The sequence below is a fragment of the Verrucomicrobiia bacterium genome (genome assembly GCA_019634625.1).
Classification (GTDB): Bacteria; Verrucomicrobiota; Verrucomicrobiia; order Limisphaerales; family CAIMTB01; genus CAIMTB01.
Map to the genome: position 1 here is coordinate 19814 of JAHCBA010000057.1, position 12594 is coordinate 32407.

Here is a 12594-nt window from a genome sequence, read left to right on the forward strand (position 1 = left end):
CGACATGCGAGAAGGCTAGCCGTCTTGCTTGGCACGCGGTAGACTGCTGGACAAGGAAGGGCCAGATCAACCACTTTCAACTTCGGTCCTCGCTCCTACCATTTTTTTGGGGTCCGACGAGGCTTCGATTCAGCAAGCGGAATAGGAACCCGATTCGGGTTTTGGCTGGGCGCCCTTTCGCCCTGTTTCCATTGCAGTTCGACGAGGAGCCAGGTACATAAGACGATCCTGATGCTTGGCGAATGTCAGCATGCGAAACTCGCTACCAAAGATCCCAAGGGGCGCATTGTGATAAGTCACGCTCCGCTTCAAAGGTTGGCCACTTCCAAACGTGCTGAATCCGAGCAAATGCCACACTGGGAATGGAGTTTCGTCCCTATTCTTCATCCGCTTGGACCACGGTTGTCCATCCCAAGGAGCCATACTTTCCCGTGAGGGGCCATGGGAACGCTCGATTCAGAGGGAAGAATGGACTACTACGCGCACACAGCCCAAGGGCCGGATGGCGGGCCGGACAAGGACCGGTCGAGATGGCAGCGGCTGCGGGACCATTTGGTGAACGTCGCCCGCATTGCCAGGCATTTCGCCGATCCGCTAGGACTGGCCGACGAAGCAGAGTTGGTCGGGCTGCTGCATGATCTGGGGAAATACCGCGACGAGTTCCAAGCCTACCTGCGAGGTGAACGGGGTAGTAGTGTCGAGACGCAGCATGCCATTTATGGTGCTGCTTGGGCGCTTGAACCGCATCAGCAGCTCGGGACGATGCTCTGTGTTGCCGGACATCACGCTGGAATTCACGACATGGCTGACGCGCAAGCAGCGGCGTCTAAGGCATGGGTTACGCAGGCGGTCTGCAAGTTGGTTGCCCGTCTTGAATCCGAGGTGGGGCCGCTGCCACGGCCACCGGGTATTCCAGCGTTTGTCGAATCCGCCAGCGAACCGACGTTCGCCGCCGAGATCTACGTGCGAATGCTCTTCTCCTGCCTCGTGGATGCGGATCGGCTCGACACTGCCTTCTGGCCAGCCGGGCCGACACCGGATGTGCCGCTGGACGCCGAGATCCTGCTTGGCAGGGTTGTCTGTGAGCGGGATCGGAAGCGGGAGGCCAACCTGGACAGCCCATTGGGCCTGCTCCGCAATCGCATCTTTGATGCCTGTCTCGAGGCGGGTTGCCAGACCCAGGGCTTCTTCTCCCTCACCGTGCCCACAGGCGGCGGCAAGACGCTTTCGGGGATGGCCTTCGCGTTAGCTCACGCCAAGGCATGTGGGCTTCGGCGCGTCATCGTCGTCATTCCCTACTTATCCATCATTGAGCAAAACGCCGCCGAGTACCGGCGTATCCTGGGCGACGGCGTGGTGCTGGAGAATCACTCTAACGCCTCTCCAAGACCCGATACGGATGAGGAGGAGAAGGACCGGCTCGACTTGGTATCCGAAAACTGGGACGCACCCGTGATCGTCACCACGTCCGTCCAGTTTCTCGAATCCTTGTTCGCCTCCAGTCCCTCAAAATGTCGGAAGCTCCACCGCATCGCCCGCTCGGTCGTCATCTTCGACGAGGTCCAGACGCTGCCCACGCACCTGCTCAAGCCCATGTTCAGCGTGTTCCGCGAACTGGTCCGCAGCTATGGCGTTAGCTTCGTCTTCAGCTCCGCCACTCAGCCAGCGTTCCGCAAATCATTGGCGTTGCCCGATGGATTTGCACCGGAGGAACTTCGCGAAATCGCCCCGGATCCCGCAGAACTCTTCCGCCGGTTGCGGCGCGTGACCTATCACCTACCCAGACAGGGCGAAGCGCTCGACTGGCCGCAACTGGCCGCACGAATCGCCGAGCAACCGCAGGCGCTGTGCGTCGTCAATCTCACCCGGCACGCCAAGGAGCTTTGGGAACAGGTGAAACGCCTGTTGCCCGACGGCGAATGCCCGATCCACCTCTCCTCCGCCATGTGCCCGGCGCATCGGCTGGCGTTGATTGAAACAATACGAGGACGCCTTCGCGGAGGGATGCCTTGCCGCGTCGTCTCCACCCAGCTAATCGAGGCCGGTGTGGATGTGGACTTCCCGGTGGTCTGGCGGGCAATGGGGCCGCTTGATTCCGTCGTTCAGGTCGCCGGCCGATGCAACCGCGAAGGACGACATGCCGTCGGTGAAGTGCATGTGTTCCGGCCGGGGGATCACAAGCTGCCACCCGGTGTCTATCGCGCAGCCTCCGATCAGGCAGTCATCACGATGGATCAGTTGGGCGAGCCGGCAGCTGCTTCTGAAAGGCTTTCAACCGATCCGAACGTGTTCCGAGGCTACTTCGATTCCCTGTATCAAGTGGTGAACACCGACCACGCGAGACGTGGGGAGTCCACCATCCAGCAGGACCGCGAACAACTCCGCTTCCGTGAGGTTTCTCGCAAGGCCAAGGTCATCGAAGACTCCGGCCAGCCAGTGATTATCGCCGCGGACAATCACGGTCGGAAGTTCGCCGCCGATCTGATTGCCGACATTCGCGACCGACAGCCGGCCCACCGCCAACCGCGCTTCACCCGCGACGATCTCCGCGCCCTTCAGCGCTACATGGTCAACGTCCACCACCACCGTTTTCAACAGCTCGAGTCCATGAAGCACCTCCGCCCCTTGCTCCCCAACTTCGAGCTCCACGTCCTCGCGGACGGGTTTTACCATCCCGACCTCGGCCTCCTGGTCGAGAACCGGCCGCTCGACGATTTCATCGCATGAAAACACCCGGCACCATCACCCTCCGCGTCTGGGGCGACTTCGCCTGCTTCACCCGTCCCGAGATGAAGGTCGAGCGCGTCAGCTACCCGGTCATGACGCCCTCCGCCGCGCGCGGCATCCTGGAAGCCGTCTTTTGGGAACCGCAGATGTTTTACCTCATCGACTCCATCCGCGTGGTGAAACGGGGTCGGTGGATCTCCTTCCGGCGGAATGAAGTCACCAAGGTCATTAGTCTCGACAGCGCGAGGACCTGGATGCACTCGCCCGAGAAAACCTCGCCCATTCTGGCAGGTGGCGGCGCGGACGACGGCACCCAGCGGAACATGCTGGCCCTGGAAGACGTGGAATATCTTGTCACCGCCGAGGTCCGCACCACGCCGCTGGCCGACCGGGCCGAGGACAAGCGGGAGAAGTATCTGGCCGAGATCGAACGCCGCGCCTGCGCCGGCAAGTGCTTCCACCGTCCCGGCCTCGGCATGAGGGAATTCACCGCCGACTTCGAGTGGGAGGACGATGCCGACACCGCCCTGCAACGTCGCCACGCCGAACTGGGACAGGCAAACGCACCGATCACCGAAGACCTCGGCCTTATGCTCTACGACGTCTTCGACCATCGCGAACGTGCCCACGGTTTCCGCTGGCTCCGCGGCGAGGAAGTCGCTGCCCGCGATCGCGAGTTCGAGTCCTCGCTGGCGGGAATGAAGAAGGGCGAACAGAACATTCGCCGGAAGGAATACACCGCCAATCCCACGCGCTGGACGCGCCGGCCCATCAAACCCCAGCCCGCCTTCTTCCACGCCCGGATTGAGAAATCCCGCCTCGACTGCCATCCCGACCGCATTCGCATCCTGACCACCCCCTCCGGAGGCAACTGACCATGCTGCTCAAGCATCTCTACGAATTCGCCCAGTCCCGGAAGCTGCTGGATGACCTGGCCTTTTCGCCCAAAGCCGTGCGCTGGATCCTAGAGCTCGACGCGTCCGGGCAACTGCGCGGCGGTGGTCCGCAGATGACCGGGGATGACAAACGCGGTAAGGAGTTCATCTGTCCACAAACCACGCGCCCTAAGGTCGTGGGCGGCGTATCTGAGTTCCTCGCCGACGGGCTTACAGCCGTCTTCGGACTGGATCCCGATCCCGATGCACCGATGCCAGAAGCCAAGCGGGCCAGCCGCGACACGAACAACGCAGCCAAGGAAGCGGACTTCTGGCGGCAGATCGAGGATGCAGCCAAAGATTCGGCCCATCCCGGTCTTCAGGCGCTCATGGCCTTTCGAGATAGCCTTCCCGGTCTCATTCCGCAGCTTCTCCGCTGGGGAACTGCGCCAGATGCCAAGTCGGGAGCCAAGTGCGCCTGGTGGTTGCGCACGGCCAACGGTGACGAGGCGCGCCTTGGACCGGAGAATTTCACCTTCCGTGTCTCCGGTGAACTGCTGCTGGAAAACGAGACGATTCGTCAGTTCTGGCGCGGGCAACACGCGCGGGAAGTGGACGATGCGCGGAGCGGATACAGTCGCGGACTGTGCCTGGTGTCGGCGCGGGAAAACCAGCCGCTTGCGCCCACCCACAATCCCAAGATCAAGGGCGTTCCCAACACCCAGTCGTTCGGTGCGGCCATCGTCTCATTCGACAAACCCGCCTTCGGCTCCTACGGCTTCGATCAAAGTCTGAACGCGCCGACTTCGGAAGAAGCCGCCACGGCCTACTGCGTCGCGCTGAACTGGATGCTCGGACAGGACGAGCATTCGTCGCGGCTGGGACAGACGAGTTTCTGCTTCTGGGCCCGTGAAACCGCGGCGGCTGGAAGCCTTTTCGCCAGATTGCTCAACCGGCCTGATTCCCAATCCGTCGCTCAGTTCCTCAAATCGCCTTGGTCCGGCATCCAGCGTGAGTTGGCCCGAAAGGACGAGTTCTTCGCCGTCACGCTGGCCGGTAACTCCGGTCGGATCGTCGTGCGTCACTGGCTCCAGGAGCCGCTTGATCAAGCCATCGAGCATTTCCACCACTGGTTCGCCGACCTTGAACTCAAGGTTCCCCAAAGACCTACCTCCAAGGGCAGCAAGAAGGCGACTGCGTCGGGCAAGAAGACCGAGTACCATCCGCTGTCCGCCTACTGGCTGGCTTGCACCACAGTCCGCGAGGCGAAGGATCTCGCGCCCGACGTGCCCGCCCAGCTCTACCGCGCGGCGCTTGAAGGCACAGCCCCGTCTGCTTCCCTGATCAAACCCATCCTCGACCAACTGCACTCCAAACTCGTCCGCGATGAAGACTACCAGCTCCTCTACGACCAGAGCCGATTCGCACTGCTCAAACTCATCCTCAACCGCAACCGCAACCACGCCGACATGGAAATAGGACCTGAACTCACTGCCGACACCGATGACGCCGCCTACAACTGCGGCCGGCTGCTCGCCATTCTCTCCGCCACCCAAAGCAAAGCGCACGAGTACAAGCTGGAAGGTTCGGGCGTAGCGGAACGCTACTTCGGCACAGCGTCCGTCTCACCGGCCAGCGTATTCCCGCTGCTGCTGCGCCTGAACCGGCATCACCTGAACAAGATCAGAAAATCCGAACGTTTCGGCGGCCACGAGCGCTTCATCGAGGAGCAGATGCAGGGCGTTCTCGCGCTGTTCAAGCCGGCCGAGCCCGGTCTGCCGCCGGTCTTTCCACGCACCCTGGACCTTCAGGCCCAGGGCCGGTTTGCCCTCGGATTCTACCAGCAGCAGGCTGCCGAAGCCGCGGCCCGGCAGGCAGCCCGCGGGCAACAAAGCAATTCCGAATCCCAATGACCCACACAGAACCTCGTTATCTCCCTTTATCATGAGCAACAACATCCTCACGAATCGCCACGACTTCCTCCTGCTGTTCGAGGTCACCAACGGCAACCCCAACGGCGATCCCGATGCCGGTAACCTGCCGCGCCTCGATCCCAACACTAATCGCGGCATCGTCTCCGATGTTTGCCTCAAGCGGAAGGTGCGCAACATGGTCGAACTTTTCCCGCCGGCCCGCGAAAGCGGGGCGGCCAACGGCTTCAACATCCTGATCAAGCAGGGCGCGGTTATCGAGCGCGCCCAGCAGGACGCCATCATGGGCGCAAAGGATGAAGGCTCCATAGCCGGTGGCTCGCACGCCGAAAGGGCCAAGAACTGGCTCTGCCGCGAATTCTTCGACGTTCGCACCTTCGGCGGCGTCCTCTCCACTGGCGACGACGTTATGAAGGGATCGGCCTTCGGCCAAGTGCGAGGCCCCGTCCAGTTCACCTTCGGCCAGTCCTTCCATCCCATCACTCCGCTGGAGGTGACCATCACCCGTTGCGCCGTGACCAAGGCCGAAGATGCCAAGAAGGAGCGGACCATGGGCAACAAACACATTGTTCCCTACGCCCTCTATGCTGCCAAAGGCTACGTCTCGCCCGCGTTCGCCGAGAAGACCGGCTTCACCGAAGCCGACTTGGAACTCCTCTTCCAATCCCTCCTCAACATGTTCGAGCACGATCGTTCCGCCGCGCGGGGCGAGATGATCGTGCGCGGGCTCTATGACTTCGAACACTGTGGCACCCAGCACCCGAACAACGCCGAGCAAAACCGGCGCGAGGCCCGCCTCGGCTGCGCCCACGCCCACAAGCTCATCGAAGGCATCAAAGTCACACTCAAAGACGGCAAGACCTTCCCCGAATCCTTCGCGGACTACGACGTGAACTGCGATTGGACCGAGGCCAATCTACCGAGAGGCATCAAGCTCCATCTCCGCCACGACGGAGCCACCGTCGGGCCCAAGCAAGGTTAACGTGGCGGAGTTGCCGCCAGTTCCGGCGTTGCCCGAAGGAGAGCGCGAGAGGATCCCGCTCTCCGCTCTCAACCAATATCTGTTTTGCCCTCGCCGTGCCGCCCTCATCCACGTCCAGGGCATCTTCACGGACAATCAGCACACCCTGCGCGGCGACATCGTCCACGAACACGCCGACCTTGCCGGTTACGAGGTGGTCAAGGGAGTCACCTTGCTCCGGGCGCTAACCGTATGGACCGAGCGGCTGGGTCTGAACGGTAGGTGCGACATCGTTGAGCAACGGGCCGATGGCTCGATGTTCCCTGTCGAGTTCAAGCTTGGCAAGCGGCGGCGATGGGAAAACGACGACGTACAGCTCTGCGCCCAGGCGATCTGCCTGGAGGAAATGTTCGGAATCGCCGTTCCGCGCGGCGCAATCTTCCATGCCGACAGCAAACGCCGCCGGGAGGTAGAGTTCTCACCGGAGCTTCGCGCCAGAACCGAGGAAACTGCCCGGCAGTTGCACAAGCTTCTGCGGGAGGAGCGGACTCCGCCCGCCGTCTACAAGGAAGCCTGCGAAGAGTGTTCGCTCTATCCAACCTGCCTGCCCAAAGCCACCGGCGACCGGAGCCACGCACTTCGCTTGGCAAAACAACTGTTCCAGATCTGAATCGTCCTTGCCCGTGGATGCCATCCAACAGAACACCCTCTTTCTGACCACGCCGGGAACCTATGTGGCCCGTGACCATCTCACGCTGCAGGTTGAGGTGCCCATCTATCCCGACGATCTCCCACCGGAGCAACGCGCCAAGGACACCGCCACTGGCCAGCGCAAAGTTGCCATCCCAATTCACCACCTCGAATCTATCTGCGTCTTCGGCCTGGCCACCATAAGTCCGCCCGCGCTCGACCTGTGTTGGGAAAACGGCGTGGCCGTGAACTACCTCAACGAGTGGGGTCGCCTGCACGCCCGATTGACCGGCGTGGCCGACACCAGCGTGATCCTGCGCCGCGCCCAATTCCGCGCGGCCGACGATCCATCCAGGTGCACCGCCATCTCGAGGCAGATCATCGCAGGCAAGCTCCAGAACAGCCGAAACAGCCTCCTCCGCGCCGCCAGAGAGACCACGGACCTCGGCGACAAGGAACGCCTCGACGCCGTCACTGACGCCTTGGGCCGCCAGATCCGCGACCTTCCCGAGTTGGACATGGTAGATTCATTGCGCGGGTCGGAGGGCATTGCCGCCAGCCTCTATTTTATGGTCTTGGCCCTCACCTTGAAACAGCAACGCGAGGACTTCGCCTTCAAGAGCCGTAGCCGGCGGCCGCCACGGGACCGCATCAATTGCCTCCTCAGCTTTCTCTATGCTCTGGTCCGCCATGATTGCATCGCTGCGCTCACCGTTGTCGGTCTGGATCCCTTCGTCGGATTTCTCCATGTGGAACGCCCCAACCGACCTTCGCTAGCGCTCGATCTTATGGAGGAGTTTCGCCCGTGGCTCGCCGACCGACTAGCCATAACGCTCATCAACCGGCAACAACTGGGACCTGCAGATTTCAACGAACGCGAAGGGGGCGCGGTTGAACTCACTGAGGCAGGTCGCAAACGGGTGATCAAGGCCTACCAAGAACGGAAACAAGAGACACTCCACCATCCGTTGCTCGACCAGAACCTCCGCATTGCCCAACTTCCCTTCATTCAGGCGCGCGTCCTCGCCCGTCATCTCCGAGGTGACCTGACCGACTACGTGCCGTTTGTTCCGAAATAACCGCCGCACCTCCATGCTGATTCTCGTCACCTACGACGTGGCCACCGTGGACACCTCCGGAAAGCGTAGGCTGCGCCGTGTTGCCCAAGCCTGTGAGGACTACGGTGTGCGGGTACAGAAAAGCGTGTTCGAATGCCAGGTCGGGCAGAAGGAATGGGTGCTACTGCGAAACCGGCTACTGACTGAGATCAAGGCAGACGAGGACTCGCTCCGCTTTTACTTCTTGGACGAGAAGGCCGTACAACGCACCGAGCACCACGGCGTGGACAAGCCAATCAACCTGAGCGAACCGCTCATCCTATGACCGCTCCCCCGCGAACCCCCAGCGCCGGGCCAATGATGACGGTTTCGCGGAACCGGGTGTTTTCGTGGCTTTCTCGGCCGCTTTTCCGCTCTTTGACATGGGAAAATTCCCGCAGGGTCGATCTGCGCTGGGCAGGTTCGCGCCTTATCCTTAATAGTCGCTTGCGGCTCAGCCCTTTGGGAGGGTCGCGGTCGCCTCTGGCTCCGGTCAGAGGCGCGGATTGAAACGTGATTTCCATACTGTTGCTGCTTTCGGTTGCCCGTCGCCTCTGGCTCCGGTCAGAGGCGCGGATTGAAACTCGATCATCACCCGCACCTGATCCTTGGCGGTGCGTCGCCTCTGGCTCCGGTCAGAGGCGCGGATTGAAACCTCGCGGTCCATGGCCCTGGCAATCGCGGCCCCGGTCGCCTCTGGCTCCGGTCAGAGGCGCGGATTGAAACCCGTCGAGAGGCGCACCGTCCAACCACCGGCTGAGTCGCCTCTGGCTCCGGTCAGAGGCGCGGATTGAAACACGTCCGGACCCTGCTGCTGCTGCGCGGCGCCCGAGTCGCCTCTGGCTCCGGTCAGAGGCGCGGATTGAAACTGCAGCGGGAGGTGTGATGATCGAGTTGTTCGCACCGTCGCCTCTGGCTCCGGTCAGAGGCGCGGATTGAAACGGCTGACGCCGGGCCGGAATCTTGCGGCGGTGTGTCGCCTCTGGCTCCGGTCAGAGGCGCGGATTGAAACTGGCGTGGTGGCCGGTGGCGCGGCCCGACGTGGCGGGTCGCCTCTGGCTCCGGTCAGAGGCGCGGATTGAAACACCGCTGGTGGCGTCCTGACCTTCGCGAACATCCGGTCGCCTCTGGCTCCGGTCAGAGGCGCGGATTGAAACAGGTTGAAGGCGTCACGGGGAACGACCCCCGGATACGTCGCCTCTGGCTCCGGTCAGAGGCGCGGATTGAAACATGTGCAACCGCGTCACGAAGAATTCGGCGACCGGTCGCCTCTGGCTCCGGTCAGAGGCGCGGATTGAAACCTTGGCCACCACGTACGCGCCCTGGTCTCCGTTGGTCGCCTCTGGCTCCGGTCAGAGGCGCGGATTGAAACGTTGCCGGTCACCTTCACCGCAACATGCGCAGGCGTCGCCTCTGGCTCCGGTCAGAGGCGCGGATTGAAACCCCCTTGTGCCGCACGCCCTGCACGATCTCGTTGAAGTCGCCTCTGGCTCCGGTCAGAGGCGCGGATTGAAACTTCGTGAGCGATTCCCTGGTGCGGGTCGGAACGGTCGCCTCTGGCTCCGGTCAGAGGCGCGGATTGAAACCTCGGCTGTGTACGCGGGTTACCTCGCCACCACCGTCGCCTCTGGCTCCGGTCAGAGGCGCGGATTGAAACAGCCACTCGTCCCTCCCCGTGCGGGGGGAGTGGTGTCGCCTCTGGCTCCGGTCAGAGGCGCGGATTGAAACATGCAGGCGTCGATGTCGCACTTGAATCGTAGCAGGTCGCCTCTGGCTCCGGTCAGAGGCGCGGATTGAAACGTCCCCGGCGACACCCGCGTCGGCGGGAATCTCGGGTCGCCTCTGGCTCCGGTCAGAGGCGCGGATTGAAACCAGTTCGGCCAGTTCGGAGAGCCGGTTGTCGGCGAGTCGCCTCTGGCTCCGGTCAGAGGCGCGGATTGAAACACAGCAGCTTCGCGGCCTCCTCGATCCGCGCGAGGTCGCCTCTGGCTCCGGTCAGAGGCGCGGATTGAAACCTTTGCTCTCAATACCATCTCAGAGGGGGACTTCGTCGCCTCTGGCTCCGGTCAGAGGCGCGGATTGAAACGAAGCTCATCAAGGCGATCAGCTCCAAATCCTCCCGTCGCCTCTGGCTCCGGTCAGAGGCGCGGATTGAAACCTCACGCACCTCGCCGCGGAGGGTGGTCAGCTCGGTCGCCTCTGGCTCCGGTCAGAGGCGCGGATTGAAACGGCATTGCGGGTCGCATCGCCGCCCAGTCCGACACGTCGCCTCTGGCTCCGGTCAGAGGCGCGGATTGAAACTCGATGACGGGCGATGACGCGACGGGGAACGGGGTCGCCTCTGGCTCCGGTCAGAGGCGCGGATTGAAACGTACCTGGAGTGCCGATTGCGCACTTTTCGATCTAGTCGCCTCTGGCTCCGGTCAGAGGCGCGGATTGAAACTCGGTGGACGAGGAGGGCCCATGATCAGCCCTTGTCGCCTCTGGCTCCGGTCAGAGGCGCGGATTGAAACTCGGTGACTCCAACGGCGGCATTCGCGATGACACGGTCGCCTCTGGCTCCGGTCAGAGGCGCGGATTGAAACCCTCGGCGGCAGTGGAAAGTCGCCCGAAGGATTCAGTCGCCTCTGGCTCCGGTCAGAGGCGCGGATTGAAACTGGTATCACCATCACCCTGACCGGAACCCCGGCGTTGTCGCCTCTGGCTCCGGTCAGAGGCGCGGATTGAAACCCTTGTCTGCATCGGCGTCAGCATCCCGAAGTTGAGTCGCCTCTGGCTCCGGTCAGAGGCGCGGATTGAAACCCCGTCCCACTCATGCGGCTGCCAGAAGCCTCCGTGTCGCCTCTGGCTCCGGTCAGAGGCGCGGATTGAAACACCCACCCGGTAGCCGTGTGCGTTGACCGCCTGCCGTCGCCTCTGGCTCCGGTCAGAGGCGCGGATTGAAACGGATGCTCGCCGATTGGCACCGCTCCTGTCGCCGTGTCGCCTCTGGCTCCGGTCAGAGGCGCGGATTGAAACATCCACTGGAAGAATGCGATCTACGCCGACGCGCCGTCGCCTCTGGCTCCGGTCAGAGGCGCGGATTGAAACTCGGAGCCAGCGGCGACATATCGCCACTTCCCGCGTCGCCTCTGGCTCCGGTCAGAGGCGCGGATTGAAACTATGAATAAAGGAGAAGTGAGGTGGAAACGGGCGGTCGCCTCTGGCTCCGGTCAGAGGCGCGGATTGAAACATTTTCATCGGGTGCAACCTGCGCCGGTGGCAGGAGTCGCCTCTGGCTCCGGTCAGAGGCGCGGATTGAAACTCCGATGGCCATTCCCACTTCAGCTTCCACGCCCTGTCGCCTCTGGCTCCGGTCAGAGGCGCGGATTGAAACTCCCTCGATTGCAGCGGTCCGTTGCGCCCCTATGCGTCGCCTCTGGCTCCGGTCAGAGGCGCGGATTGAAACTGGCCAATGTTGCGGATTCGGCCGGCTCGCTTCGTGTCGCCTCTGGCTCCGGTCAGAGGCGCGGATTGAAACCTGGAGGCTTCGGTAAATCAACGAAACAAAACCTATGTCGCCTCTGGCTCCGGTCAGAGGCGCGGATTGAAACCTCGGCCGTGATCTTGATGAGTGCAGGCCCAGGGGTCGCCTCTGGCTCCGGTCAGAGGCGCGGATTGAAACCCCTCCGCCCTGTTGGTCAGATGGGCAAACACGTGTCGCCTCTGGCTCCGGTCAGAGGCGCGGATTGAAACTCCCTCAATTCCCTGACTCCTCAACGCTCCCACTGTCGCCTCTGGCTCCGGTCAGAGGCGCGGATTGAAACGCCAAGACCGGCTCGCGGCCCTGCCCGGTCGGCAACGTCGCCTCTGGCTCCGGTCAGAGGCGCGGATTGAAACCAGCAGCACTTTGGTACCTCAGCCAGCACCGGAAGTCGCCTCTGGCTCCGGTCAGAGGCGCGGATTGAAACAAGCCTGGGGACATTGGAATCCGGCACTTGGACCGTCGCCTCTGGCTCCGGTCAGAGGCGCGGATTGAAACCGCGCGGATGCTGCGGGAGTGCGGTGTGCCAATGGTCGCCTCTGGCTCCGGTCAGAGGCGCGGATTGAAACCTTTAATAACATCTGACAATCCCCCACTGCATGCACGTCGCCTCTGGCTCCGGTCAGAGGCGCGGATTGAAACTGCTGTGGCGTCAGAGACTTGCGTTATGGACCCGCGTCGCCTCTGGCTCCGGTCAGAGGCGCGGATTGAAACGCGAGTGATGTACCCCGGGGCAGACTGTCGCAGGGGGTCGCCTCTGGCTCCGGTCAGAGGCGCGGATTGAAACGTG

General features: G+C 62.6%; 7 protein-coding genes and 1 CRISPR repeat array. All 7 genes read left to right on the forward strand.

Features of this window, described 5'->3' with window-relative positions:
- Positions 1–441: 441 nt before the first annotated feature.
- Genes cas3 through cas2 form a run of 7 tightly spaced genes read left to right on the forward strand, consistent with a single transcriptional unit; the run spans position 442 to position 8567 of the window.
- Positions 442–2727 carry a CRISPR-associated helicase Cas3' gene (gene cas3, locus KF833_22240; protein ID MBX3748037.1) on the forward strand — a complete coding sequence of 762 codons (2286 nt, stop codon included), beginning with the start codon at positions 442–444 and terminating at the stop codon, positions 2725–2727.
- Positions 2724–3602, forward strand: coding sequence for a type I-C CRISPR-associated protein Cas5 (gene cas5c, locus KF833_22245; GenBank protein MBX3748038.1), 879 nt, complete (start codon positions 2724–2726; stop codon positions 3600–3602). Before cas3 ends, cas5c begins: the two co-directional genes overlap by 4 nt.
- Before the next feature lie 2 nt (positions 3603–3604).
- On the forward strand, positions 3605–5515 hold the full coding sequence (gene cas8c, locus KF833_22250; GenBank protein MBX3748039.1) for a type I-C CRISPR-associated protein Cas8c/Csd1: 1911 nt from the start codon (positions 3605–3607) through the stop codon (positions 5513–5515).
- Between the two features lie 31 nt (positions 5516–5546).
- A complete protein-coding gene (cas7c, locus tag KF833_22255) occupies positions 5547–6515 on the forward strand; it encodes a type I-C CRISPR-associated protein Cas7/Csd2 (GenBank protein MBX3748040.1) in 969 nt (322 codons plus the stop codon).
- 1 nt (position 6516) lies between these two features.
- Positions 6517–7164, forward strand: a complete 648-nt coding sequence (gene cas4 / locus KF833_22260; protein ID MBX3748041.1) for a CRISPR-associated protein Cas4 — start codon at positions 6517–6519, stop codon at positions 7162–7164.
- Between the two features lie 22 nt (positions 7165–7186).
- Positions 7187–8263 carry a type I-C CRISPR-associated endonuclease Cas1 gene (gene cas1c / locus KF833_22265; protein MBX3748042.1) on the forward strand — a complete coding sequence of 359 codons (1077 nt, stop codon included), beginning with the start codon at positions 7187–7189 and terminating at the stop codon, positions 8261–8263.
- A 13-nt stretch (positions 8264–8276) separates the two neighbouring features.
- The gene (gene cas2 / locus KF833_22270; GenBank protein ID MBX3748043.1) at positions 8277–8567 is read left to right on the forward strand and encodes a CRISPR-associated endonuclease Cas2; all 291 of its coding nucleotides are present in this window, start codon (positions 8277–8279) and stop codon (positions 8565–8567) included.
- A 190-nt stretch (positions 8568–8757) separates the two neighbouring features.
- Positions 8758–12591: a CRISPR direct-repeat array (repeat unit 37 nt; unit sequence GTCGCCTCTGGCTCCGGTCAGAGGCGCGGATTGAAAC).
- Positions 12592–12594: the final 3 nt, after the last annotated feature.

Coding starts and splice junctions, on each gene's coding strand:
- cas5c (MBX3748038.1), top strand. CDS start 2,724: ATGAAAACACCCGGCACCATCACCCTCCGCGTCTGGGGCGACTTCGCC.
- cas7c (MBX3748040.1), top strand. CDS start 5,547: ATGAGCAACAACATCCTCACGAATCGCCACGACTTCCTCCTGCTGTTC.
- cas2 (MBX3748043.1), top strand. CDS start 8,277: ATGCTGATTCTCGTCACCTACGACGTGGCCACCGTGGACACCTCCGGA.
- cas8c (MBX3748039.1), top strand. CDS start 3,605: ATGCTGCTCAAGCATCTCTACGAATTCGCCCAGTCCCGGAAGCTGCTG.
- cas3 (MBX3748037.1), top strand. CDS start 442: ATGGGAACGCTCGATTCAGAGGGAAGAATGGACTACTACGCGCACACA.